Here is a 23,307-nt window from a genome sequence, read left to right as displayed (position 1 = left end):
GGCGGCGCCGGTTCACATTCGGTTGCAAAGCTCTGCCCTTGACGCGGGCTTTCGATCCCGGCTCGCTCCTTAGAGCCCGGCCAGTGCCAGCGGTTTGACGCCGGCGGATTTCGCATTGTCCTGCGCAGCAGGAATGTTGATGCTTGTCGATGTCATCGATTCATCGAGCTCGGCGCCTGAGCCATAGATTTCAGCGACGGCTGCAGCTGTCAGTTCCTGCGGCTGACCATCGAAAACGACCTGCCCATGCGCCATTCCGATGATGCGCTCGCAGTAGTTTCGCGCCGTATCCAGCGTATGCAGGTTGGTGACGACGGTGATGCCGTCGCGCTCGTTGATATCGCGCAGCGCATCCATGACGATCTTGGCGTTCAGCGGATCGAGCGAGGCGATCGGCTCGTCGGCCAGCAGCATCTTCGGCTGCTGCATCAGGGCGCGGGCAATGGCAACACGCTGCTGCTGGCCGCCGGACAGGGTGCCTGCGGGCTGCAGCGCCGTCTGTTCGATGCCCAGACGTTCCAGCGCGCCGATTGCCATGATGCGCTCTTCACGGGTGAACATGTTGAGGACGCTGAGCACCGTCGAGCGATGATTGAGGCGGCCGAGCAAGACGTTGGTGAGCACGTCGAGACGTGGCACCAGATTGAATTGCTGGAAAATCATGGCGCAATCGCGCTGCCAGTTGCGAAGCGCTGCACCGCGCAGCGACGACACTTCCAGAGCGCCGAAATGGATGGAGCCGGACGAAACGTCATTGAGACGATTGATCATCCGGAGCAGTGTCGACTTGCCCGCACCGGACCGGCCGATGATGCCGACCATCTGGCCCTGCGGGATGTCGAAGGTAACCGAGTTGACGGCAATTTTCTTGCCGAACTGACGTGTTACATTCTTCAGCTGAAACATGAGCAGTCGTCCTTTGGCAGTGGCACAATAGGCCCTTGCCATAATGGCGGTTGATGAAGGGGGAATGTCAGTTTGATGTCGTTTTCGTTACAGTCCACAATCCCCGCACAGGCGGGGATTGGTGCTGCAAACGTCAGGCATTGTGACGGGCAAGGAATGCGTCCGCATCGAGCATTCTGAAATCGTCGAGGGCATCGCGCAGCTTGCCGTGATCCCAATCCCACCAGGCCAGTTTTTCGAAACGGCCGGCAATATCCTTGCCGAAACGCTCGCGGATCAGTTTGGCCGGAACGCCTCCGACGATGGTGTAGGGTTCGACATCCTTGGAGACGACCGCTCCCGAACCGACGACCGCGCCGTTGCCGATCGTGACCCCGGGCAGCACCGTCGCACCATGGCCGATCCAGACATCATGGCCGATGACGACGCGGTTTTCGCGCCGCCAGGCAAAGAAATCCTGCTCCATGTCCGCGTCCGGCCAGTAGTTCGAGGCGCGGTAGGTGAAATGGTGCAGCGTCGCCCGCCAGGTCGGATGGTTGGTGGCATTGATGCGAACGGATGCCGCCAGATTGGCGAATTTTCCGATCGTCGCGCACCAGATCATGCCGTCGCGCTCGATATAGGAATAATCCCCGAACTCGACCTCGTCGAGGCGGCAACGATCACCGACTTCCGTGTAACGGCCAAGCGTCGACTGGTTGACGGTGGCAGTTGCATGGATCGTCGGCTCTTCGCTCAGCTTCTGGCTCATGCGGCAGCCTTTCGCGGCGAGAAGGCAGATACATCAAGGATGCGGTCGGCGACGGCGTCACGCACTTCCTCGTCATGGAAGATACCGAGCAGGGCAACACCCTCGGCCTTCTTGGCGGCTATCATCTCGACAACGACACGGCGGTTTGTCGCGTCAAGCGATGCCGTCGGCTCGTCGAGCAGCAGAATCGCATGATCCGTAATGAAGCCACGGGCAATGTTGACACGCTGCTGCTCACCACCCGAGAAAGTGGCTGGCGGCAATTGCCAGAGTTCACGCGGCAGGTTGAGTTTCGCCAGCAGGCCGGACGCTTTTTCACGCGCTGCGGCCTGCTCGACCCCGCGCGCCAGAAGCGGTTCGGCAACGACATCGAGTGCCGACACGCGCGGAACGACGCGCAGGAACTGACTGACATAACCCAGCGTATCACGCCGGACTTCCAGCACCGCGCGGGGGGCTGCATGAGCGAGATCGACCAGGTGGCCCTGATGCTCGATCAGGATCTGGCCAGCATCAACGGCATAGTTGCCGTAGAGCATTTTCAGGATCGAACTCTTGCCGACACCGGACGGACCGCCGAGCACGACGCACTCGCCCTTCTTGACGGAGAACGACACGCCATTGACGACCGGCAGTCGGATACCGTCGCGCAGGTGCATGGTGAAGCTTTTGGCGACTTCGGAAACAACGAGGGGAGTGGCCATGACTATTTCTCCTTTTGGAGCATGGTTTGGTCCGAAAACCGGTTTCCACTTTTCGGAACCATGCTCAGACCTGCAGAATGGAGGAAACGAGGAGCTGGGTGTACGGCTCGCGCGGATCGTCAAGCACCCGGTCGGTCAGGCCCTGCTCGATCACCAAACCATCCTTCATCACCATCATCCGGTGGGACAGAAGGCGTGCGACCGCAAGGTCATGGGTAACGATGATCGCCGAAAGGCCGAGGTCGTGCACGAGGCCGCGCACCAGATCGAGCAGGCGGGCCTGAACAGAGACATCAAGACCTCCGGTCGGCTCGTCCATGAACACCAGACGCGGGGACGTGACGAGGTTGCGGGCGATCTGCAGGCGCTGGCGCATGCCGCCCGAGAACGACCGCGGCTGATCGTCGATGCGGTCTTCCTCGATCTCGACGCGGCGCAGCCAGTCGGCGGCCGTAGCGCGGATATTGCCATAGTGCCGATCACCGACCGCCATCAGCCGCTCGCCGACATTGGCACCGGCAGACACCGTCATGCGCAGGCCATCGGCCGGGTTCTGGTGCACGAAGCCCCAATCGGTGCGCATCAGGAAGCGGCGCTCCGCCTCCCCCATACGGGCAAGATCGCGGTACTGGCCGTCGCGCATATGGTATTCGACAATGCCGGAACTGGGCATCAGCCGGGTGGAGAGACAGGACAGCAACGTTGTCTTGCCTGAGCCGGATTCACCAACGATGGCAAGAACTTCACCGGGCCACAGCTCGAAGGATACATTGCGGCATCCGATGCGGCTGCCGTAGAATTTCGACACGTCGTTGACTTTGAGAAGCGGTGTCTGGGTCATGGGGCGATTTCCATGTTGAGCAAGTAAGTGCTTGAAGGAAGGCGAGCGGCGGCTTGCTTCCTCTTCTCCCCAGCGGGGAGAAGGTGGCCGGCAGGGCCGGATGAGGGGGCGGTGCGGCCATTTCGGAGTGTGCGGAAAGGTCCCCTCATCACCTCGCTTTCGCTCGGCACTTCTCCCCGCTGGGGAGAAGTGGGAGCCTGCGGCAGCTTGCAAGCCGAATACGCTACCAAACCCCTCATTCGGCCGCCTCCTGCCGCGCCAGCATCTCGCCCGCATGACCATGCTCGCGGCGATCCTCGCAATGGTCGGTGTCCGAGCAGACGAACATACGTCCGCCCTTGTCGTCGAGAACGACTTCATCGAGATAGACGTGCTCGGCGCCGCACAGCGCGCAGGGCTTGTCGAAATGCTGGATCTCGAACGGATGATCCTCGAAATCGAGGCTGACGACGTCGGTATGGGGCGGAACCGCGTAGATGCGCTTTTCACGTCCGGCACCGAACAGCTGCAGCGCTTCCGACATGTGCATTTTCGGATTGTCGAATTTTGGGGTCGGCGACGGATCCATGACGTAGCGGCCTTCGACCTTGACCGGATAGGCATAGGTCGTGGCGATGTGGCCGTTGCGGGCGATATCCTCATAAAGCTTCACATGCATGAGGCCGTATTCTTCCAGCGCATGCATCTTGCGGGTTTCGGTCTCGCGCGGCTCGAGGAAACGCAGCGGTTCGGGAATCGGAACCTGATAAACCAGCGTCTGACCGGCCGTCAGCGTCTCCTCGGGAATGCGGTGGCGCGTCTGGATGATCGTCGCTTCGCGGGTTTTGGTGGTCACTGCGACATTGGCAACCTTCTGGAAGAAGGCGCGGATAGAGACGGCATTGGTCGTGTCGTCGGCGCCCTGGTCGATGACCTTCAGCACATCCTTTGGTCCGAGGATCGCCGCCGTGACCTGCACGCCACCGGTGCCCCAGCCATAGGGCATCGGCATTTCGCGCGATGCAAACGGAACCTGATAGCCGGGTATCGAAATCGCCTTGAGGATCGCCCGGCGGATCATCCGCTTGGTCTGTTCGTCGAGGTAAGCGAAATTGTAGGTGGCAAGGTCAGTCATTCGGCTGCCTCCTTCAAACGGGAATAGGTATCCAGCCGCTCGGCGAGCGTGCCGGTGTGAAGTTCAAACAGATGATTGTCGGCATCATGGAAATAGATCGAGCGGCCCTCACCTTCGACACGCGGCCGTGGTGGCATGAGGTCAAGGCCGAGCGACTGGATGCGCTCCAGATAGATGTCGATATCCTCGTCACGGATCTTGAACGCGACGTGGTTGTAGGTGCGCTCGCTCAGGCTCTCGCCCTGCATGATGGCGATCCAGAGATCGCCGATCGTGAAGAACTTTTCCGCAGATCGCGAGAACTGCATCTCATCACTGGCATAGACCTGTTTCGCGCCGAAGACGGTCTGGAGAATGCCGGTCATCCTCTCAAGATCGCTGACGACGAAGGTGATGTGGGAGAGGTCCTCTATCATTCGGCCGCATCCCGGATGGGATCATTCTTCTCCACCCCGTTGCGTGCATCGTACTCGGCGCGCATACGGCGGACGAGATCGAGTTCGGCCTGGAAGTCCACATAGTGCGGAAGTTTCAAGTGCTCGACGAAACCGGTCGCCTGGACGTTGTCGGAATGCGAGATGACGAATTCCTCGTCCTGCGCCGGGGCGACAATATCCTCACCAAATTCCTCTGCGCGAAGCGCCCGGTCGACCAGCGACATCGCCATCGCCTTGCGTTCGCTCTGGCCAAACACCAGGCCGTAACCGCGGGTAAACTGCGGTGGGTTCTTGGCCGAGCCTTGGAACTGGTTGACCATCTGGCACTCGGTCACCTGGACCGGGCCGAGCGATACGGCAAAACCAAGTTCGGGAATATCGAGCTCGACCTCGACCTCGCCGATGCGGACCTCGCCAACGAAGGGATGAGTGCGGGCGTAACCACGCTGGGTCGAGTAGGCGAGCGCCAGCAAAAAGCCTTCGTCGCCGCGCGCCAAAGCCTGCAGGCGCAAATCGCGGTTCAGCGGAAATTCCAGCGGCTCGCGTGTCAGGTCGCCCGGCACGTGATCCTCCGGCATATGGCCGTCGCTCTCGATCAGGCCCTCGCCGGCAAGGATGTCGGACACCCGCATCATCGAGCTTTCGTCTACCGTCCGGCGCAGGGGTTCAGCAACCGGCTCATCGGTCAGCAGCGACGGGTCGAGCAGGCGGTGGGTGTAGTCGAATGTCGGGCCGAGCAGTTGGCCGCCGGGCAAGTCCTTGTAGGTCGCCGAAATGCGGCGCTCGATCTTCATTTTTGCGGTATCCACCGGCACCGACATGCCGAAACGCGGCAAGGTGGTGCGATAGGCGCGCAGAATGAAGATCGCCTCGATCATGTCTCCGCGCGCCTGACGGACGGCAAGAGCAGCGAGCTCCCGATCGTAGAGCGAGGCTTCCGCCATCACGCGGTCGACCGCAAGGCCGAGCTGCGCGACGATCTGGTCGATCGAGATGGCCGGTAGAGACCGGTCACCGCGGCGGCGGTCGGCGAGAAGCTGATGCGCATTGGCGATAGCGGCTTCGCCGCCCTTGACAGCAACATACATGGTTCAGACCTCCCGGCGGCGAAGTTTTGTGGTGCGCGGCAGGCACAGGACATCGGTGCCGGCAACGAGGATCAGATCGACGCCGCGAGGGAACAGGCCCTGGTTTTCCGCCCAGAGCGTCAGGAAGATATCCGGCAGGCCTTTAGGCGCGATGATGGTTTCATCCTTGATGCCCGGTCCCGCGGCAACAAACTCCGGTCCGCCGGTCAGCGAGGCGATCTCGATCACCAGAGTGGCCGAACGGTCAGGATATTCCTGCGTGCCGAGCGCAAACTGATCGAAGCCCGGAACAATACCGCCAGCCTCGATGAAAACGAAACGTGCCTCCGGCTTGACGTTTGTCACCGGCGCGCTAGCGTGGAAGGACAGCCAGGCGGGAACAGATGATTGAACCAGGGCATTTGTCAGCCATACGGGCGTGCCGTCATCGCAAAGCGTCAGCGCGATTGCTCCGGCACCGGCACCGAGCGGTGCGGGCGGCGTGGCAGAGGCGCCGAGCGGCGTGATCGTGCCCGGACGCGCCATGGCATCCATCAGCGCGCGGAACACCGACTGCGACTGGAAGACCGGATCGGCGAACGCGCCGGCATAGGCGCTGGCATGGATTTCGGTTTGAGCGCCCATCAGTTGTCTCCCCGGACCATGGTGAAGAAATCGACCCGTGTCGCCGCCGTTTGTTCGGCATGTTTGCGGTCTTCGGCTTGAATGCGGCTTTCCACCGCATCAATTAGCTGGTCGACAGCCGGCCGATGTTCCGGCCGCTGATGAAGCGCATCGAAGATCGCAGCGAGGCGCGCCTTTTCCCGGTCATTGCCGAGCAACTGCCCATGGCCGATTTCGCCCGAGGCGAGACGCACCGTTGCGCGGCTCACCGTCGCTTCTCCGAGATTGAAGGGATCGCCGCCACCGCCGACGCGACCACGCACCATGACGAGGCCGGTTTCAGGCCCGCGCACAGGATGCACCTCCGGCTTGGGCTCGATCGCCAGCCAGCTTGCCTGTAGTTCTTCCGTGGAAGCACGGGCGAGCAGGCCCATCGCCCGCTTTCGCTCGCTCACCGCCGTGCCGGTATTTTCTTTGATCGCGTCCATTGCTTCCGTCCGAAATGTCTATTAATATAGACAACAATACATTTGATGTTCTGCTTTTAGAATGTCCACATGACGGGCTTGTGACATGAATGCTAAAAAAGCGGTTGAGCGTCAGACCGGGGTCGCATTGTGGCGGCAGATCGCCGATCTTATCCGGTTATCGATCAGCAATGGCGACTACGACCAGACGGGCATGGTGCCACCCGAAATTGTGCTCGCCGCACAGTTCGGTGTCAACCGTCATACGGTGCGCAGCGCTCTCGCCGCGCTTGCCGATGAAGGACTGGTGCAAGCGATTCAGGGCCGGGGCACGATAATCCAGCGCAAGGAGCGGCTGAGTTTTCCGATTTCGCGGCGCACCCGGTTTTCACAAGGGCTGGGAGGTCAGGCCCGCGAGACCGAGGCAAAGCTTCTGGCCCAAGCGGTTTTGCCGGCCGCTGGCGAAGTCGCCGCCGGCCTGAAAATTCCCCCTGGCGCGTCCTGCATCCAGCTTGATCTGGTCAGCAGCGCCGATGGGCGGCCGGTTTCCTGCTCCACCAGTTTCTTCCCACAAGGCCGGTTTCCGGCCATGGCCGAAGAATTCGAACGCCTGCACTCGATTACCAAGGCCTTCATGGCGCAGGGATTGGTGGATTACGTGCGCGTCTCAACCGAACTGGTGGCGCGCCACGCCGATGCGGCGGAACTGGCGCTACTTCGCCTTTCCCCCGGCGCCATCGTCATTGAGGCAACCGCCATCAATGCCGACCCGGAGGGCGTGCCGGTGCAATTTTCCCGCACCCGCTTCGCCGCCGATCGCGTCAAGCTGAAGATCGATACGTGAGCGCATGAAAAAGGGCGCCGTGCCGAAACACCGCGCCCTTACCAAGGTTAACCGCAGCAATCAAACGTCGGCAACGAAAGTCTGCTTCTGCGTGCCGAGGCCTTCGATCCCGAGCTCGACGACATCGCCGGCCTTCAGATATTGTGGCGGCTTGAAGCCCATGCCGACGCCCGGCGGCGTGCCGGTTGAAATGATATCGCCGGGATGCAGGGTCATGAACTGGCTGAGATAGCTGACCACATGCGCAACGCCATAAACCATGGTCTTCGACGACCCGTTCTGCTTGCTGACGCCATTGACCGTCAGCCACATCTTCAGGTTCTGCGGATCGGCAATCTCGTCCCTGGTCACAAGCCACGGACCGGTCGGGCCAAACGTGTCGCAGGATTTTCCCTTGGTCCACTGGCCGGAGCGCTTGGTCTGGAAATCGCGCTCGGACACGTCGTTGATGACGCAGTAACCGGCAACATGCTCCAGTGCATCGGATTCGGACACGTATTTGGCTTTCTTGCCGATAATCACGCCGAGTTCGACCTCCCAATCCGTCGCTTCCGATCCGCGCGGAATAAGCACGTCATCGTTCGGGCCGACGATTGCCGATGTCGCTTTCATGAAGATCACCGGTTCTGGCGGCACGGTTGCCCCAGTTTCGGCGGCATGATCGGCATAGTTCAGGCCGATGCAGATGAATTTGCCGGTGCCAGCAACGCAGGCGCCCAACCGCGGGCTGCCGCCAACCACGGGCAGGCTGTCAATATCCAGCCCCTTCGCCCAGCCTATGTCGCTGATCGCCTCGCCGCCGATGTCGGCGATCACGCTGCTCAGGTCGCGAATCTGGCCGTCCTTGTCGAGAACACCCGGCTTTTCGGAGCCAAGCGGCCCATAGCGCAAAAGTTTCATCGTTCCTCTTCCCTTGAAATCCAGACAATATTGGCGTCTGACAGATCAAAGGCAGGCAGCGTTGTAAAGCGCTTTTGCCCGGAAGGGCGCCTCAGCGTGTCGACAAATCTTGCAGTCCGGCCAGCGCCTTTTCGACGATATTAGCAAGCGGCAGATCGACATCGACGGTCACGACACCCGGTTCGACAATCGGCGGCTCCAGCGCTGCGAACTGGCTGTCGAGTAGGGAAGACGGCATGAAATGACCGGCGCGAGCCTTCATGCGTTTGTCGAAAACGGCGCGCGATCCCTCCAGAAAAACGAAAGCCAGATGGCCACCAGCCGCAGCCCGCAACCGGTCGCGGTAGATTTTCTTCAGCGCCGAACAGGACACGATAACCCGCTCGCCACGCGCAACACTATCGCCGACCAAACCGCCGATGATATCGAGCCAAGGCCAGCGGTCGTCATCATCCAGCGGGATGCCAGCCGACATTTTCTCGATATTGGCAGGCGGATGCAGGCTGTCGCCCTCGATGAACCCGCAATTCAAGGCAGCGGCCAGCCGTTCACCAACCGAAGTCTTGCCGCAGCCGCTGACACCCATGACGATGACCGGCAGGCCGGAATTTTCAGAGAGATGTTGTGATACCACCATCGACATAAAGTGTGTGTCCATTCACGAAGGAAGACGCGTTACTCGCCAGGAAAACAGCCGAGCCGACCAGCTCTTCGACATTGCCCCAGCGCGCTGCGGGTGTACGCTTTTCCAGCCAATCTGAAAACTCCGGATTGTCGATCAGGGCCTGATTGAGCGGCGTCCGGAAATAACCGGGCGCGATTGCGTTGATCTGCAATCCGTGGCGCGCCCAGTCGGCGCACATTCCGCGCGTCAGGTTTTTGACGGCACCCTTGGTCGCGGTATAGGGCGCGATGCCGGGACGGGCGAGTTCGCTCTGGACCGAGGCGATATTTATAATCTTGCCACGGCCACGGCCGATCATGAACCGGGCCACCGCCTGGCTGACATAAAAGACGCTGGAAATGTTGGTTGCCAGCAGTTGCTCCCACTTGTCGGCCGGAAAATCCTCCAGCGGCGAGCGAAACTGCATGCCGGCATTGTTGATCAGGATATCGATCGCACCGATTTCGCTTTCGATGATGGCAATCGCCTCGGCGGCTGAGTCTCGGCCGGTCACATCGAAGGCCGCCGCATTGGCGACATGGCCGTTATCCCGCAAAGCAGAAACGGCTGCAGCGACCTTTTCGACATCGCGGCCATTGACGACGATCTCGGCGCCATGCGCCGCAAGACCTTCCGCCAAGGCAAAGCCGATACCCTGGCTGGAGCCGGTGATCAGCGCACGCCGGCCGGACAGGTCAAACAGCGGAAAGCTCATTCAGGTGCCTCAAAGAAAGATGTGGCGGGAAAGGTTCCCGCCACAATGCATTCTCAGCTGGCCTTTGAATAGGCCTTTGCCATATCGGGCAGACGCTTGACGCGGATTTTCGAAGCCTGGCCTGCGGCATTGAAGGCAATGAAGCGCTCCTTGCAGACTTCGACCATGCGGGCCGTCGCCGGCTTCAGGTAGTTGCGCGGATCGAAATTGTCCGGGTTCTGCAGATGATGCTTGCGGATTTCGCCGGTGAAGGCGAGGCGCAGGTCCGTATCGATATTGACCTTGCGGACGCCGAGCGGAATGGCCTTCTGGATTTCGGCGAGCGGCACGCCCCAGGTCTGCTTCATCTTGCCGCCGAATTCGTTGAACAGGTCCTGCAGGTCCTGCGGAACGGTGGACGAACCATGCATGACCATATGGGTGTTCGGCAGGCGCTTGTGGATTTTGGCGATGGTGTCGATCGACAGGATTTCGCCGTCCGGCGCGCGGGTAAACTTGTAGGCGCCGTGGCTGGTGCCGATCGCGACGGCCAGCGCATCGACGCCGGTCTTTTCGACGAAGTCGAAAGCCTGCTCCGGATCGGTCAGCAGTTCCTCGCGCGACAGCTTGCCTTCGAAGCCATGGCCGTCTTCCTTTTCGCCGGCGCCCGTTTCCAGGTTACCGAGACAGCCAAGTTCACCTTCAACCGATACGCCGGCAGCATGGGCGATCTTCACGACTTCAGCCGTGACGCCGACATTGTATTCATAGGAAGCGATCGACTTGCCGTCGGCGAGCAGCGAACCGTCCATCATCACCGACGTAAAGCCGTTGGTGATTGCCGAGATGCAGGTCGAGGGCTGGTCGCCATGGTCGAGATGCAGGCAGACCGGAATATGCGGGTATTCTTCCGTGGCCCCTAGGATCAGATGACGCAGGAAGGCGTCGCCAGCATAGGCGCGGGCGCCGCGGCTTGCCTGCAGGATGACCGGAGAATCCGTGGCATCGGCGGCGCGCATGACAGCCTGGATATATTCCAGATTGTTCACGTTGAACGCTGGCAGCGCGTAATTGTGTTCGGCGGCGTGGTCCAAAAGCTGCCGCAAGGTGATCAATGCCATAGTCAGAAGTCTCCCGTTGTCTCTGCGCCATCATTTCTGATCATGACGCGCGCACCTTATTCTCCGCTTGAGCAGAAGTATTCCCTACAAAAGCCAACTGGTATCGCGACCAGGCCTCCTGGCGAATGTTGGGAGCGGATTTGCCTGCACCATAATTGATGATCCGGGTTTGGCAACCACCGCCGCGGCGGAAATGGTGCCGCCTGGCCTACGGAAACGTTACAGGTCGAGTGCTGCACGTAGATTATCCTGAATTTTTTTGACAAACCGGCGAACACAATTATAAGTTGATCGCCCGATATATGTACCCGTTACGTTCCAGCGCACACATTCGCGGACTTCGCGCCGCTGCGAGAAGGACGGATGCAAGTTCATTTCGACGGAACAGCAGATCGCGAATACATATTACGTAAACTGCCAAAAATAATACTCGAACTTGCGCATTGATGACCGGCAACCTCCCGGAACATCGGTTCAGATAGCGCAAACCTCCCGGAAAATGGCGCGATTGAAATGCAACCGAGGCGCTATAAATATCTGTCCGTCAGCGACATGGCGGCGTTAGGCGCGACACAAAGAGCCTTGCCTTTGGAATAGATTTGGCATTCTCTCGCCGCTTCACAACCTAAAAAGAGGGGAAGGAGAACAAAATGACTTTTGCAAAAATCAACCTCCGTACAGCGATGCTGCTTGGATCGATTCTCATTGGCGCGAGCCCCGCGCTCGCTGAAACCGTTCTGCACCGGGGCAATGCCGGCGAGCCGCAAACGCTCGACCAGGCACACACCTCGATCAACATCGAAGAGTTCATCCTGAAGGACCTTTACGAAGGCCTGACGATCTATGACGCTGCCGGCAAGATCGTTCCCGGCGCTGCCGAAACCTGGGATCTGTCGGACGATGGTCTCGTTTACACCTTCAAGCTGCGCGCCAATGCCAACTGGTCCGACGGCTCCCCGGTTACCGCTGGCGACTTCGTCTTCTCCTTGCAGCGCGTTGAAGATCCGAAGACCGCAGCCGGCTATGCCAACATCCTTTTCCCGATCAAGAATGCCCAGAAGATCAACAAGGGTGAAGTGCCCGTCGATCAGCTCGGCGTGAAGGCCATCGACGACAAGACGCTGGAAATCACCCTTGAACGTCCGACCCCCTTCTTCCTTGAGCTTCTCGCCCACCAGACCGCCCTGCCGGTCTCCAAGGCCAGCGTCGAAAAGAACGGCGCCGATTTCGTCAAGCCGGGCGTGATGGTCTCCAACGGCGCCTACAAGCTCGTCGCCCATACCCCGAACGACAGCCTGACGACTGAAAAGAACGCCTCCTACTGGGATGCGGCAAACGTCAAGATCGACAAGGTCATCTTCTACCCGATCGACGACCAGGCAGCCTCCGTACGCCGGTTTGAGGCCAAGGAAATGGATCTGGCCTACAACTTCTCGGCCGACCAGCTGGACCGCCTGCGCGCTGCTCACGGCGATCAGGTCCACGTTTCGCCGACGCTCGCCACCTACTACTACAACTTCGACACCCGCCAGGCGCCCTATGACGACGTTCGCGTCCGCCGCGCGCTGTCCATGGCCGTCGACCGTGACTTCCTGGCCAAGGAAATTTATTCGGGCTCGCAGCTGCCGTCCTACTCGATGGTGCCTCCGGGCATGGCAAGCTACGGTGATCCGTCCAAGGCCGATTTTGCAGACAAATCGCAGCTCGACCGCGAAGACGAAGCGCTCAAGCTGATGAAGGAAGCCGGCTACGGCGAAGGCGGCAAGCCGCTCGAGATCGAAATCCGCTACAACACCAACCCGAACCATGAACGCGTCGCAACCGCTGTCGCCGACATGTGGAAGAACACGTTCGGCGCCAAGGTGTCGCTGGTCAATCTCGACGTTTCCTCGCACTACGCCTATCTGCAGGAAGGCGGCAAGTTCAACGTTGCCCGCGCTGGCTGGGTTGCCGACTATGCCGACGCCGAAAACTTCCTGGCGCTCAGCGCCTCCTCAAACAAGACCTTCAACTACAGCCATTTCGAGAACCCTGAGTTCGACGCGCTGATGAAGAAGTCCTACGAGGAAACCGATCCGGCGGCCCGCTCCAAAACGCTTCATGAAGCTGAAGCCATCCTCATGAAGGAACAGCCGGTCGCGCCGTTCCTGACCCAGGCAGACCTCTGGCTGGTGTCCAGCAGGGTGAAGGGCTGGCAGGACAATGCTGCAAACCAGCATCTGAGCCGCTTCCTGAGCGTTTCCGAATAACGGATTTTGACGCGCGGCGGCTGATGCCGCCGCGCGTCATGGAGTAAGACCATGATCTCCTTTGTTCTGCGCCGCCTTGCGAGCGCCGTGCCGACGCTATTCATCGTCGTCACGATTTCCTTCTTCCTGATGCGGTTCGCGCCGGGCGGTCCTTTCAATCTCGAGCGCCCGCTGCCGCCACAGACGATGGCGAACCTGATGGCCACGTACCATCTCGATCAGCCGCTCTGGAGCCAGTATGTTTCCTACATCGGTAATGCCGTCAGAGGCGATTTCGGACCGAGCTATGTCTACAAGGACAACACGGTCGCCGAGCTGATCGGCAAGGGCTTGCCCTATTCGATGGAACTTGGCTTTTATGCACTCTTGCTCGCACTTTTTGGCGGCGTTCTGGCTGGCACGATTGCGGCTCTCCGGCAAAATAGCGCCCTCGACTTCCTGATCATGTCGGTCTCGACCGTTGGCGTGACAGTCCCGAACTTTGTCGTCGGCCCCGTTCTCACACTTGTCTTCGCCATCACGCTCTCCTGGCTCCCGGCCGGAAGCTGGGGCGATGGCTCGCTGCGCTTCCTGATCCTGCCGATGATTGCCCTTGCTTTGCCGCAGCTGGCGGTGTTTGCGCGCCTGACGCGCGGCTCGATGATCGAAGCGCTGCACACCGACCATATCCGCACCGCCCGCGCCTATGGCCTGCCCGCCCGCACCGTCGTCATCACCCATGCGATGCGCGCTGCCATGTTGCCGGTCGTTTCCTATCTGGCGCCTGCGGCTGCGGCACTCCTTACCGGCTCGGCCGTGGTCGAGACGATTTTCACCATTCCCGGTGTTGGCCGCTATTTCGTGCTGGGCGCCATCAATCGCGATTACACGCTGGTGATGGGCACCGTCGTGCTGATCGCCATCTTCGTCATCGTTTTCAATCTGCTGGTCGACATTCTCTACGGCCTTCTCGATCCGAGGGTTCGCCATGACTGATATCGTCACCACGGAACTACCGCCGGAAACAGCCAGCCGAAGCCTGTTCCAACTTGCCGCCATGCGTTTCCGCCGCAACCGCGCCGCCATGGCCGGCTGCGTCGTGCTGGCGCTGATCGCGCTCTTCTCGTTCCTCGGCCCCTATTTCATCAGCCATACCTATGATCAGGTGTTTCCGTCCTATGTCTCGGTGGCGCCAAGCTTGGAACCCCGGCCGGATGCGTCGAGCCTGCAGGATGTCATGGAAGGCGTTGCGGGCCGCGCCCGCGTCGACCTGAAGGAATTTGCCGTCGAAGGCCAGACCTTCACGGCAATCGTCACCTCCGACAAGCCGATCGATCCGCGCACAACGCGCTACTTCGACCGTGCCAACGAGTTTGAGGGCACGCAGGTCGTCGCAACGGAAGATGACGGAAAGACCCTGAAATTGACCGGTCAGGTCGCCCGCGAATACTTCTTCTTCGGCACGGATTCGAACGGCCGTGACCTGATGGCGCGCGTCATGCTCGGCGGCCAGATCTCGATCGCCGTTGGCCTGCTTGCCAGCCTCGTTTCGCTCAGCATCGGCGTGCTCTACGGCGCCACCTCCGGCTATATCGGTGGCCGCGTCGATAACGTCATGATGCGGTTCGTCGAAATCCTCTATTCGCTGCCCTTCGTCTTCCTCGTCGTCGTGCTCGTCGTGTTCTTCGGACGCTCGTTCATCCTGATCTTCCTCGTCATCGGCGCGGTGGAATGGCTGGACATGGCCCGCATCGTGCGCGGTCAGACATTGGCCCTGAAGCGGCGCGAATTCATCGGGGCGGCGCAAGCGCTCGGCTTGACGGACTGGCAGATCATCCGCCGTCACATCATCCCGAACACGATCGGTCCCGTGGTGGTTTTCGTGACTGTCGTCGTGCCGAAGGTCATCCTGCTTGAAAGCTTCCTCTCCTTCCTCGGCCTCGGCGTTCAGGCGCCGCTGACGAGCTGGGGCGCGCTGATTGCGGAAGGTGCCAACAATATCCAGTCGGCACCGTGGCTGCTGATCTTCCCGGCGATCTTCTTCGTTCTCACCCTGTTCTCGCTCAATTTCGCCGGCGACGGCCTGCGCGATGCGCTCGACCCGAAGGACCGTTGACATGAATGATTCACGGGAAACAATTCTCGCCGTCCGCGACCTCAAGGTCACCTTCACAACGCCCGACGGCGACGTGCAGGCGGTCAAGGGCATCGATCTCGACATCAAGGCCGGGGAAACGCTGGCTGTCGTCGGAGAATCCGGCTCCGGCAAAAGCCAGACGATGATGGGCATCATGGGTCTGCTGGCCGGAAACGGCCGGGTTGCCGGCTCGGCCAAGTATCGCGGCCAGGAACTGGTCGGGCTGCCGCTGAAGGCGCTGAACAAGGTGCGTGGCGCCAAGATCACCATGATCTTCCAGGAGCCGATGACCTCGCTCGATCCGCTTTACACGATCGGAAGGCAGATCGCCGAACCGATCGTCCAGCATCGCGGTGGCACATTCAGCCAAGCCCGAGCCCGCGTGCTCGAATTGCTGGAGCTGGTCGGCATTCCCGATCCAAAGCGACGCATCGACAGCTACCCGCATGAAATGTCCGGCGGCCAGCGTCAGCGCGTCATGATCGCCATGGCGCTTGCCAACGATCCCGACATCCTGATCGCCGACGAACCGACGACCGCGCTCGATGTCACCATCCAGGCGCAGATCCTCGACCTCCTCAATTCGCTGCAGGCCAAGTTCGGCATGGCCGTGGTGCTGATCACCCATGACCTCGGCATCGTCAAGCATTTCGCCAGCCGCGTCGCGGTCATGCGCCGCGGCGAAGTGGTCGAGACGGGAACGACAGCCGATATCTTCGAGCGGCCGCAGGCCGACTATACCAAGATGCTGCTCGCCGCTGAGCCGCATGGCCGCAAGGCGTCACCGGCCGAAACCGCACCGGTCATGCTCGAAGGCAGGAATGTCTCGGTCGATTATGCCACCGGTGGCGGTCTGTTCGGCAAGAAGGCAGGCGTTTTCCGCGCGGTCGATGGCGTCAATATCCGGCTGAAGGAAGGCCAGACCATCGGCATCGTCGGTGAATCCGGTTCCGGCAAATCGACGCTTGGCCGCGCACTCCTGCGGCTGATACCGAGCTCAGGCCGCTATCAGTTTGGAGCGACCAATATCTCCGATTTCGGCCGCTCGGCCATGCGGCCGCTGCGCCGGCAATTGCAATTGGTCTTTCAGGATCCGTACGGCTCCCTGTCGCCACGCCAAACGGTGGGAGAAATCATCACCGAAGGGCTCTATGTCCACGAGCCACAGCTCAGCCGTGCCGAGCGCGACAAGCGGGCCATTGAGGCGCTGAAGGAAGTTCGTCTGGATCCGGCGGCCCGCAACCGTTATCCGCATGAATTCTCCGGCGGCCAGCGGCAGCGTATCGCCATCGCCCGCGCCATTATCCTGAAGCCGAAGGTCGTCATCCTGGATGAACCGACCTCGGCGCTTGACCGCTCGGTGCAAGGCCAGGTCATCGATCTCCTGCGCGACCTGCAGAAGACGCATGGGCTCTCCTATATCTTCATCAGCCATGACCTGTCCGTGATCAAGGCGATGTCGGACTACGTGGTGGTGATGAAGAACGGCAAGATCGTCGAGGAAGGCGATACCGACGCGATCTTCGAGGCGCCGCGTGAAAACTACACCCAGACCCTGATGAACGCAGCCTTCACGGCGTGACATCCAGCAAGGCCCGGCCCTAATCGGCCGGGCTCTTGCAGCCTTCGCCATGCGTTCTTGTGGTTTCGATCCCAACATCCTACGCTCACACCTAGGGAGCCTCCCGAAACGATCCTTATCGTTGCGGGTGGATGAGAAACGGCGCCATCAGGAACACGGGAACGGACCATGCCCAGCCCATCGCTCTACGAAATCCACGATCCTCGTTTCCGCTCGCTGATCGTTGGCAGCGCCGTGCTTGAAGAGCTGCATTCCGGCTGCCGCTGGGCCGAAGGGCCGGTCTGGTTTGACGACGCGCAGCAGCTGTTGTGGAGCGATATTCCCAACCAGCGCATGCTGCGCTGGGTGCCCGATGGCGGCGTCTCGGTCTATCGCTATCCCTCGAATTTCGCCAATGGCCATACCCGTGACCGCCAGGGACGGCTGATTTCCTGTGAACACGGCACCCGCCGCGTGACCCGCACTGAACCGGATGGCTCGATCACCGTGCTTGCCGACAGTTTCGAGGGCAAGCGGCTGAATTCGCCCAATGACGTCGTGGTGCGCTCGGACAACAGCATCTGGTTCAGCGATCCGACCTACGGCATCCTGTCTGATTATGAGGGCTACAAATCAGCGCCGGAACAGGACAAACGCGGCATCTACCGGCTTGACCCGGTGACCGGCGCGCTGACCGCCGCCGCCAGCGATTTCCTCCAGCCGAACGGCCTTGCCTTCTCGCCGGGCGAAACCAAGCTCTACGTTGCCGACAGCGGCACCAATCCGGACGATACGGCACCGGCCCATATCCGGGTCTATGATGTGGAAGGTACGCGGTTGACCAATTCCGCGGTCTTCTGCCATCTCGACGAAGGCCGCCCGGACGGCTTTCGTCTCGATACCAACGGCAATCTCTGGACCAGCGGTGGCCATGCGGTGCATTGCTTTGCTTCGGACGGCACGCTGCTCGGCAAAATCCGTATCCCCCAGGGCGTCTCGAACCTCACCTTCGGCGGCCCGCGCCGTAATCGGCTGTTCATCACCGCGACGCAATCGGTCTACGCGATCTATGTAACGGCAACCGGCGTCCAACGTCCGTAAAACGCTATTCCTTGGCCTTGCCCCGGTGTTTCAGCTGCTGTTCGCGGAAGAAGATGAACAGGCCGGATGCGACGATCAGCGCTGCGCCGAGGGCAACGGTCCAACGCGGCGTATCGCCGAAGAATAGCCAGCCGAACACCACCGCCCAGAACAGAAGCGTATATTGCAGTGGCACGACGGTCGCTGCGTCTGCGAGCTTCAACGAGCGGCTGACGAGAATATGCGCCAGCATGGCGACGATACCCAAAAGGCTGAGACAGGCCACCGCTTCCAGGTCCAGCGGCGCCCAACCGGCCGTATTGGCACCGACGCCAACCAGAGAGAAGATCAGCGCACCGCTCAACTGCCAGAAGATCAATGTCGTATCCGGCGTCGATCGCAGGGTTCGTCCGAGCAGCAGAGCGAAGGCAAACGCAGCGCTACCGACCAGCGCAATCAGCGCCGGCAGCGAGAAACTCTTGGACGACGGCTCCAGCGCAACGATCACCCCGGCAAAGCCGATCAGGATCGCCGTCCACCGCCGCCAGCCGACTTTCTCGCCCAGAAGGAACGGCGAAGCGGCCGCGACATAGATCGGTGCTGCCAGCCAATAGGTCATCGCATCAGCCAGAGGCATGTAGGCAACGGCGAAATAGAAGGCAGACGCGTCGATTGCGAACAACAGCGAGCGCAGCGCATGCAGCCATGGCCGGTCGACCTGGACCAGGCTGCGCCAACCACGCTTGATGAAAAATGGCGTCAGCACGATCAGCGCCGCTATGCTGCGGATCGTCATCAACTGGGGAACCGAATAGGTCGAAACCAGCCACTTGCCCATCACGTCGTTGAGCGAAAACATCAACATGCCAAGCAGCATGATCAACACGCCGGTGCGGGCGGCGTTTGGGGAATGGGCAAGCGGGACTGTTTGGGCTGTCATGGCATCGGTTCCGGCAAAGATGCGTGCCAGTCGCACATTCCAACCAAACGATCCAGTCGCGAAAAGGCATAGGTCCATCAACATTTGGAATGGCGAATGGACGCGACGCCTCCCAGATTTAAATCCTGGCACGCCATTGATAGAAAACTTCTATCATTACATGCGATGTGAGCCCTTGAAGAAGCAGTGAAATTCCATAAACAGCCTCCGAAAGGTGAGTTTTCACCATCGTTTCTTCTATCGGTAACGGCCAGGGATCTCCGCGTTATGGGCAAGACTGTTTTTCTCGGCAAACCTTCCAAGGCAGCAGGCGGCTGGGGAGCCTTGAAGAGCTGCGGCAAACGGCTTCTGGAAAGCGGCTCGCCGATTTCGGGTGCGAGAACCCTGCTCAAGGCAAACCAACCCGATGGCTTTGACTGCCCCGGCTGCGCCTGGGGCGATCCGGCCCATGGCTCCTCGTTTGAATTCTGCGAAAATGGCGTCAAGGCCGTGGCATGGGAAGCCACCGACAAACGGACGCCACCCGATTTCTTTGCTGCCCACACCGTGACGACCCTCCAGTCATGGAGCGACTATGAGCTGGAGCAGCAGGGCCGGCTCACCCACCCGATGCGCTACGACCGCGCGACCGACACCTATGTCCGCGTCAGCTGGGATACCGCCTTTGCCGAGATCGGTGCCATCCTCAACAGCTTCGACACCCCCGACCGCGCCGAATTCTACACATCCGGCCGCGCCTCCAACGAAGCCGCCTTCCTCTACCAGCTGTTCGTGCGGCTCTATGGCACCAACAATTTCCCGGATTGCTCCAACATGTGCCATGAGGCCAGCGGCATCGCCATGAAACAGGCGGTGGGCGTCGGCAAGGGTACGGTGCTGTTGGAGGATTTCGAAAGGGCCGACGCCATCTTCGTCATCGGCCAGAACCCCGGCACCAACCATCCGCGCATGCTGGGTGACCTGCGCCGTGCGGCCCAGCGGGGCGCAAGGATCGCGGTTTTCAATCCGGTCCGCGAGCGCGGCCTGGAGCGCTTTGCCGATCCGCAGGACAAGCTGGAAATGCTGCGCGGCGGTTCAACCGAAATTGCCAGCGACTATTTCCAGCCGCGTCTGGGCGGCGACATGGCGGCAGTGCGCGGCATGGCCAAGGCGGTTTTTGCGGCTGACGATGCAGCGCTAGCGGCCGGTGAGCCTTCGGTTCTCGACCATGCCTTTCTGGAACTGCACACTGCCGATTTCGCTGCTTACCGCTCTGCGGTCGATGCGACCGGCTGGGCTGAAATCGAGGATCAGTCCGGCCTGACCCGTCTGGAGATCGGGCGTGCGGCGGACACCTATCTTGGTGCGGAGCGGGTGATCTGCACCTGGGCGATGGGCGTGACGCAGCACCGGCATTCGGTCATCACCATCCGGGAGATCGCCAATTTCATGATGCTGCGCGGCAATATCGGCAAGCCGGGCGCCGGTCTCTGCCCGGTCCGCGGCCATTCCAACGTGCAGGGTGACCGCACCGTCGGCATCAACGAGAAGGCGACGGCCGCGTTTCTCGATACGCTGGAAAAAGAATTCGATTTCAAGGCGCCGCGCAAGGAAGGCCATAACGTGCTTGCCGCCATCGGCGCCATGCTGGACGGCTCAGCCCAGGCCTTTATCGGTCTCGGCGGCAATTTTGCCCGCGCGACGCCGGACAGCCCGATCATCGCCAAGGCGCTGGCGCGCCAGAAACTGACCGTCAACATCGCCACCAAGCTCAATCATTCGCATCTAATGCCCGGCGAGGTCAGCTTCATCCTGCCATGCCTTGGCCGCACCGAGATCGACCGGAACTCGAAGGGCGTCAGCCAGATCGTTACCGTCGAGGATTCGATGAGCATGGTGCATGGCTCCGGCGGCATCAACAAACCGGCCTCGCCTGAACTGCGCTCCGAAGTCGCCATCATTGCCGGCATTGCGGCCGCCACCGTCGGCTCGGCCAAGGTTGATTGGGCGGCTCTTGCGGATGACTACGACCTGATCCGCGATCATATCGCCAATGTGATTCCCGGCTTTGAAAATTACAATGAACGCGTCCGCAAACCGCGCGGTTTTCACCTGCGCAATGCAGCGTCAAACCGTGAATGGGAAACACCGGCAGGCCGCGCCACCTTCTGGACTGGCTCGCTTCCCAAAGCCATCGAGCATCAGATTGCCCGCGACCAAGACGGCGCCTTCGTTCTGCAGACATTCCGCTCGCATGATCAGTACAACACGACGATCTATGGCATGGATGACCGTTATCGCGGCGTCTATGGCGAACGCAGCGTCGTTTTCGTCAACCCCGCCGACCTGGCTGAACTCGGTGCCGAGGCTGGTGACCGGGTCGATGTCATCGGCCGGCATGACGACGGCGTGGTGCGCATCGCCAAGGATTTCCGGCTGGTCCCCTATGATATCCCGCGCGGTTGCGTTGCCGGTTATTATCCAGAACTCAACGTGCTCGTGCCATTGTCGAGCGCCGGAGACGAGAGCGATACACCGACGTCGAAATCGGTCCTGGTATCCTTCCGCCCCACGGCTGCGGCCAAAGACGCGGCCTGATGCAGGAAGTTGTATCCGAGGCGCAATTTCTCGCATATGCCGACGCGCTCCGGACGCAGGATCCGGCACTTTCGCCGATTATGGCAGGGATCGTCGCCGCGGTGTTCCAAGGCATTGCGGATGACAGCCGCAGCTTCTCAAAACTGTTCGGCATTGCCCATGCGCTCGTGTTGCGTGAGATCAATCAGTTGTCCGGGCTAGACGCGCCGGTCGAGATTATTGGCCGGGATGCACGCACACAGAGGACGCATATCAAACTTACGGTAAAAGGTGCGGCACTTTGCGCACGGGTCCCTTGACCTTGGCAAAAGGATCGCTATTTAACGTGCGACTCCAGCAGTGCAGGGCATTTACAACACGCCTGCTGAGCAAACCTGATACCGGGCCCCTCTGGCGAGAATTTACGGCGTTCTCGTGATGTCGGTATTACCCCGCAAATAAGCCGGCGGATTGTAAGCAAATGACACTCCATATCATGCGTTCTTCGCATGCCGTTTTGGGCATGCGGGATTTTTCCAGCTATTCAATGTCCGGCTTCTCCGGGGCGGAGGTACGGCCATGACGACCGCTTCCCAGACTTCGACGCTCGGCTATTTCAAATGGTCCTTCATCGTCACCGCCGCCGGCCTTGCGCTCGGTGCCTGGCTGGGGTGGACGACCACGGGAACGATCGGCGGCATGGCCACGGTCTTCTTCATTTGTACGGTTCTGGCCGTGCTGGAAATCTCGCTCTCCTTCGACAACGCCATCGTCAACGCCAACAAGCTCAAGGAAATGACGCCGGTCTGGCAACAGCGGTTCCTGACCTGGGGTATCCTGATCGCCGTTTTCGGTATGCGTATCGTCTTCCCGTTGCTCATCGTCGTCATCGCGGCCAAGATTGGACCGATTGATGCGCTGGTTTTGGCCGCTGCGCGTCCGGAAGAGTACGCCCGCATCATGAACGAGGCGCATCTGCCGATCGCCGCCTTCGGCGGTACCTTCCTGATGATGGTCGGTCTGAAGTTCTTCTTCGACCATGAGAAGGATGTGCACTGGATCGGCGTTCTTGAGCGCAACCTCTCCCGGTTCGCCTCGATCAAGGGCGTTGAAATCGCCTTCGTTCTGGCCGTAATCCTGATCTTCTCGTCGCTGCTTGAAGGCGAAGAGGCAACTACGTTCGTCTACTGCGCCATCTATGGCCTTCTGACCTTCCTCGCAGTCGAGGTTGTCGGCGGCCTGCTCGATGCATCGCAGCAGACCATGAACGCAGCGGCAAAGGGCGGCCTCGGCGCCTTCATCTACCTCGAAGTTCTCGATGCCAGCTTCTCCTTCGATGGTGTTATCGGCGCGTTTGCCTTGACGCAGAACCTCTTCGTCATCGCCATCGGCCTTGGCATCGGCGCCATGTATGTGCGCTCGATGACCATCATGCTGGTGGAAAAGGGAACGCTTGCCGAATACCGCTACCTGGAACACGGCGCGTTCTACGCGATCCTGATCCTGTCGGTGATCATGTATGTCCAGACGCTCTTCCATATCCCGGAAGTCATCACCGGTCTCGGCGGTGCAGCGCTGATCGGCATCTCGCTCTGGTCATCGATCTTGCACAACCGCCGCGAACAACTGAGCGGCGCGCACTGAATAACAAGAACACTCCGCATAAAAACG

The 23,307-nt window shown here is 60.5% G+C and carries 23 protein-coding genes; 9 read left to right on the top strand and 14 right to left on the bottom strand.

The annotated features are described in order from the left end of the window. Positions 1-69 precede the first annotated feature (69 nt). The 9 genes from phnC to phnG all read right to left on the bottom strand — a co-directional run bounded on the left by phnC (position 70) and on the right by phnG (position 6,932). Positions 70-906, bottom strand: coding sequence for a phosphonate ABC transporter ATP-binding protein (phnC, locus tag ACSQ3J_RS12995; protein WP_060502614.1), 837 nt, complete (start codon positions 904-906; stop codon positions 70-72). A 133-nt stretch (positions 907-1,039) separates the two neighbouring features. After that, entirely contained in the window at positions 1,040-1,657 is a 618-nt protein-coding gene (locus ACSQ3J_RS12990; protein WP_060502613.1) for a DapH/DapD/GlmU-related protein, read from the bottom strand. Continuing rightward, positions 1,654-2,361, bottom strand: a complete 708-nt coding sequence (gene phnL / locus ACSQ3J_RS12985) for a phosphonate C-P lyase system protein PhnL (protein ID WP_060502612.1) — start codon at positions 2,359-2,361, stop codon at positions 1,654-1,656. Before phnL ends, ACSQ3J_RS12990 begins: the two co-directional genes overlap by 4 nt. A gap of 64 nt (positions 2,362-2,425) precedes the next feature. Then, positions 2,426-3,202: a phosphonate C-P lyase system protein PhnK gene (gene phnK, locus ACSQ3J_RS12980; RefSeq protein WP_037097042.1), complete on the bottom strand. Its 777-nt coding sequence runs from the start codon at positions 3,200-3,202 to the stop codon at positions 2,426-2,428. Positions 3,203-3,437: 235 nt separating this feature from the next. Further along, positions 3,438-4,316: an alpha-D-ribose 1-methylphosphonate 5-phosphate C-P-lyase PhnJ gene (locus ACSQ3J_RS12975; RefSeq protein WP_060502611.1), complete on the bottom strand. Its 879-nt coding sequence runs from the start codon at positions 4,314-4,316 to the stop codon at positions 3,438-3,440. Then, positions 4,313-4,732 carry a FosX/FosE/FosI family fosfomycin resistance hydrolase gene (gene fosX, locus ACSQ3J_RS12970; RefSeq protein WP_060502610.1) on the bottom strand — a complete coding sequence of 140 codons (420 nt, stop codon included), beginning with the start codon at positions 4,730-4,732 and terminating at the stop codon, positions 4,313-4,315. Before fosX ends, ACSQ3J_RS12975 begins: the two co-directional genes overlap by 4 nt. Beyond that, entirely contained in the window at positions 4,729-5,841 is a 1,113-nt protein-coding gene (locus ACSQ3J_RS12965) for a carbon-phosphorus lyase complex subunit PhnI (protein ID WP_060502609.1), read from the bottom strand. Before ACSQ3J_RS12965 ends, fosX begins: the two co-directional genes overlap by 4 nt. 3 nt (positions 5,842-5,844) lie before the next feature. Further along, a complete protein-coding gene (gene phnH, locus ACSQ3J_RS12960; protein ID WP_060502608.1) occupies positions 5,845-6,465 on the bottom strand; it encodes a phosphonate C-P lyase system protein PhnH in 621 nt (206 codons plus the stop codon). Further along, complete coding sequence (gene phnG, locus ACSQ3J_RS12955) at positions 6,465-6,932, bottom strand: phosphonate C-P lyase system protein PhnG (RefSeq protein ID WP_060502607.1); 468 nt, start codon at positions 6,930-6,932, stop codon at positions 6,465-6,467. Before phnG ends, phnH begins: the two co-directional genes overlap by 1 nt. 85 nt (positions 6,933-7,017) lie before the next feature. Here phnG and phnF point away from each other — a divergent pair, with 85 nt between their 5' ends. Beyond that, the gene (phnF, locus tag ACSQ3J_RS12950; RefSeq protein WP_060502606.1) at positions 7,018-7,755 is read left to right on the top strand and encodes a phosphonate metabolism transcriptional regulator PhnF; all 738 of its coding nucleotides are present in this window, start codon (positions 7,018-7,020) and stop codon (positions 7,753-7,755) included. 60 nt (positions 7,756-7,815) lie between these two features. On the opposite strand, the gene ACSQ3J_RS12945 is transcribed toward phnF, so the two are convergent. From ACSQ3J_RS12945 to fba, 4 genes are all read right to left on the bottom strand, one after another. After that, positions 7,816-8,655 (bottom strand): fumarylacetoacetate hydrolase family protein, encoded by an 840-nt coding sequence (locus ACSQ3J_RS12945; RefSeq protein ID WP_060502605.1) that lies wholly within the window; start codon positions 8,653-8,655, stop codon positions 7,816-7,818. A gap of 91 nt (positions 8,656-8,746) precedes the next feature. Continuing rightward, the gene (locus ACSQ3J_RS12940) at positions 8,747-9,298 is read right to left on the bottom strand and encodes a gluconokinase (RefSeq protein ID WP_244481949.1); all 552 of its coding nucleotides are present in this window, start codon (positions 9,296-9,298) and stop codon (positions 8,747-8,749) included. Next, positions 9,267-10,034 (bottom strand): SDR family oxidoreductase, encoded by a 768-nt coding sequence (locus tag ACSQ3J_RS12935; RefSeq protein WP_060502604.1) that lies wholly within the window; start codon positions 10,032-10,034, stop codon positions 9,267-9,269. The genes ACSQ3J_RS12940 and ACSQ3J_RS12935 overlap by 32 nt, the downstream gene beginning before the upstream one ends. Before the next feature lie 53 nt (positions 10,035-10,087). Further along, on the bottom strand, positions 10,088-11,134 hold the full coding sequence (gene fba, locus ACSQ3J_RS12930) for a class II fructose-bisphosphate aldolase (RefSeq protein WP_060502603.1): 1,047 nt from the start codon (positions 11,132-11,134) through the stop codon (positions 10,088-10,090). Positions 11,135-11,784: 650 nt separating this feature from the next. On the opposite strand from fba, the gene ACSQ3J_RS12925 reads away from it, so the two are divergent. The 5 genes from ACSQ3J_RS12925 to ACSQ3J_RS12905 all read left to right on the top strand — a co-directional run bounded on the left by ACSQ3J_RS12925 (position 11,785) and on the right by ACSQ3J_RS12905 (position 18,161). Then, positions 11,785-13,383, top strand: a complete 1,599-nt coding sequence (locus ACSQ3J_RS12925; RefSeq protein WP_060502602.1) for a peptide ABC transporter substrate-binding protein — start codon at positions 11,785-11,787, stop codon at positions 13,381-13,383. 51 nt (positions 13,384-13,434) lie between these two features. Next, positions 13,435-14,358 carry an oligopeptide ABC transporter permease OppB gene (oppB, locus tag ACSQ3J_RS12920; RefSeq protein WP_060512061.1) on the top strand — a complete coding sequence of 308 codons (924 nt, stop codon included), beginning with the start codon at positions 13,435-13,437 and terminating at the stop codon, positions 14,356-14,358. After that, entirely contained in the window at positions 14,351-15,478 is a 1,128-nt protein-coding gene (locus ACSQ3J_RS12915; RefSeq protein ID WP_060502600.1) for an ABC transporter permease, read from the top strand. The genes oppB and ACSQ3J_RS12915 overlap by 8 nt, the downstream gene beginning before the upstream one ends. A 1-nt stretch (position 15,479) precedes the next feature. After that, complete coding sequence (locus tag ACSQ3J_RS12910) at positions 15,480-17,081, top strand: ABC transporter ATP-binding protein (protein WP_060502599.1); 1,602 nt, start codon at positions 15,480-15,482, stop codon at positions 17,079-17,081. Between the two features lie 168 nt (positions 17,082-17,249). Further along, positions 17,250-18,161 carry an SMP-30/gluconolactonase/LRE family protein gene (locus tag ACSQ3J_RS12905; RefSeq protein ID WP_060502598.1) on the top strand — a complete coding sequence of 304 codons (912 nt, stop codon included), beginning with the start codon at positions 17,250-17,252 and terminating at the stop codon, positions 18,159-18,161. 4 nt (positions 18,162-18,165) lie between these two features. Here the strand turns inward: ACSQ3J_RS12905 and ACSQ3J_RS12900 are convergent, their stop codons facing one another. Then, positions 18,166-19,080: a DMT family transporter gene (locus ACSQ3J_RS12900; protein WP_060502851.1), complete on the bottom strand. Its 915-nt coding sequence runs from the start codon at positions 19,078-19,080 to the stop codon at positions 18,166-18,168. A gap of 267 nt (positions 19,081-19,347) precedes the next feature. Between ACSQ3J_RS12900 and ACSQ3J_RS12895 the strand changes: the two genes are divergently transcribed. The 3 genes from ACSQ3J_RS12895 (at position 19,348) to ACSQ3J_RS12885 (ending at position 23,280) form a co-directional block, all read left to right on the top strand. Then, complete coding sequence (locus ACSQ3J_RS12895) at positions 19,348-21,657, top strand: FdhF/YdeP family oxidoreductase (protein ID WP_060512065.1); 2,310 nt, start codon at positions 19,348-19,350, stop codon at positions 21,655-21,657. Further along, positions 21,657-21,956, top strand: coding sequence for a hypothetical protein (locus tag ACSQ3J_RS12890; RefSeq protein ID WP_112834616.1), 300 nt, complete (start codon positions 21,657-21,659; stop codon positions 21,954-21,956). Before ACSQ3J_RS12895 ends, ACSQ3J_RS12890 begins: the two co-directional genes overlap by 1 nt. A gap of 259 nt (positions 21,957-22,215) precedes the next feature. Then, positions 22,216-23,280, top strand: coding sequence for a DUF475 domain-containing protein (locus ACSQ3J_RS12885; RefSeq protein ID WP_060502596.1), 1,065 nt, complete (start codon positions 22,216-22,218; stop codon positions 23,278-23,280). The last annotated feature ends 27 nt before the right edge of the window (positions 23,281-23,307 follow it).

It is taken from the genome of Rhizobium sp. LjRoot98 (assembly GCF_964252935.1).
GTDB lineage: Bacteria > Pseudomonadota > Alphaproteobacteria > Rhizobiales > Rhizobiaceae > Pararhizobium.
This window is presented reverse-complemented; position numbering and strand designations above follow the sequence as displayed.

Excerpts from the sequence above, each read along its gene's own strand:
- phnC (WP_060502614.1), bottom strand. The coding sequence starts at position 906 with ATGTTTCAGCTGAAGAATGTAACACGTCAGTTCGGCAAGAAAATTGCC.
- ACSQ3J_RS12990 (WP_060502613.1), bottom strand. The coding sequence starts at position 1,657 with ATGAGCCAGAAGCTGAGCGAAGAGCCGACGATCCATGCAACTGCCACC.
- phnL (WP_060502612.1), bottom strand. The coding sequence starts at position 2,361 with ATGGCCACTCCCCTCGTTGTTTCCGAAGTCGCCAAAAGCTTCACCATG.
- phnK (WP_037097042.1), bottom strand. The coding sequence starts at position 3,202 with ATGACCCAGACACCGCTTCTCAAAGTCAACGACGTGTCGAAATTCTAC.
- ACSQ3J_RS12975 (WP_060502611.1), bottom strand. The coding sequence starts at position 4,316 with ATGACTGACCTTGCCACCTACAATTTCGCTTACCTCGACGAACAGACC.
- fosX (WP_060502610.1), bottom strand. The coding sequence starts at position 4,732 with ATGATAGAGGACCTCTCCCACATCACCTTCGTCGTCAGCGATCTTGAG.
- ACSQ3J_RS12965 (WP_060502609.1), bottom strand. The coding sequence starts at position 5,841 with ATGTATGTTGCTGTCAAGGGCGGCGAAGCCGCTATCGCCAATGCGCAT.
- phnH (WP_060502608.1), bottom strand. The coding sequence starts at position 6,465 with ATGGGCGCTCAAACCGAAATCCATGCCAGCGCCTATGCCGGCGCGTTC.
- phnG (WP_060502607.1), bottom strand. The coding sequence starts at position 6,932 with ATGGACGCGATCAAAGAAAATACCGGCACGGCGGTGAGCGAGCGAAAG.
- phnF (WP_060502606.1), top strand. The coding sequence starts at position 7,018 with ATGAATGCTAAAAAAGCGGTTGAGCGTCAGACCGGGGTCGCATTGTGG.
- ACSQ3J_RS12945 (WP_060502605.1), bottom strand. The coding sequence starts at position 8,655 with ATGAAACTTTTGCGCTATGGGCCGCTTGGCTCCGAAAAGCCGGGTGTT.
- ACSQ3J_RS12940 (WP_244481949.1), bottom strand. The coding sequence starts at position 9,298 with ATGTCGATGGTGGTATCACAACATCTCTCTGAAAATTCCGGCCTGCCG.
- ACSQ3J_RS12935 (WP_060502604.1), bottom strand. The coding sequence starts at position 10,034 with ATGAGCTTTCCGCTGTTTGACCTGTCCGGCCGGCGTGCGCTGATCACC.
- fba (WP_060502603.1), bottom strand. The coding sequence starts at position 11,134 with ATGGCATTGATCACCTTGCGGCAGCTTTTGGACCACGCCGCCGAACAC.
- ACSQ3J_RS12925 (WP_060502602.1), top strand. The coding sequence starts at position 11,785 with ATGACTTTTGCAAAAATCAACCTCCGTACAGCGATGCTGCTTGGATCG.
- oppB (WP_060512061.1), top strand. The coding sequence starts at position 13,435 with ATGATCTCCTTTGTTCTGCGCCGCCTTGCGAGCGCCGTGCCGACGCTA.
- ACSQ3J_RS12915 (WP_060502600.1), top strand. The coding sequence starts at position 14,351 with ATGACTGATATCGTCACCACGGAACTACCGCCGGAAACAGCCAGCCGA.
- ACSQ3J_RS12910 (WP_060502599.1), top strand. The coding sequence starts at position 15,480 with ATGAATGATTCACGGGAAACAATTCTCGCCGTCCGCGACCTCAAGGTC.
- ACSQ3J_RS12905 (WP_060502598.1), top strand. The coding sequence starts at position 17,250 with ATGCCCAGCCCATCGCTCTACGAAATCCACGATCCTCGTTTCCGCTCG.
- ACSQ3J_RS12900 (WP_060502851.1), bottom strand. The coding sequence starts at position 19,080 with ATGACAGCCCAAACAGTCCCGCTTGCCCATTCCCCAAACGCCGCCCGC.
- ACSQ3J_RS12895 (WP_060512065.1), top strand. The coding sequence starts at position 19,348 with ATGGGCAAGACTGTTTTTCTCGGCAAACCTTCCAAGGCAGCAGGCGGC.
- ACSQ3J_RS12890 (WP_112834616.1), top strand. The coding sequence starts at position 21,657 with ATGCAGGAAGTTGTATCCGAGGCGCAATTTCTCGCATATGCCGACGCG.
- ACSQ3J_RS12885 (WP_060502596.1), top strand. The coding sequence starts at position 22,216 with ATGACGACCGCTTCCCAGACTTCGACGCTCGGCTATTTCAAATGGTCC.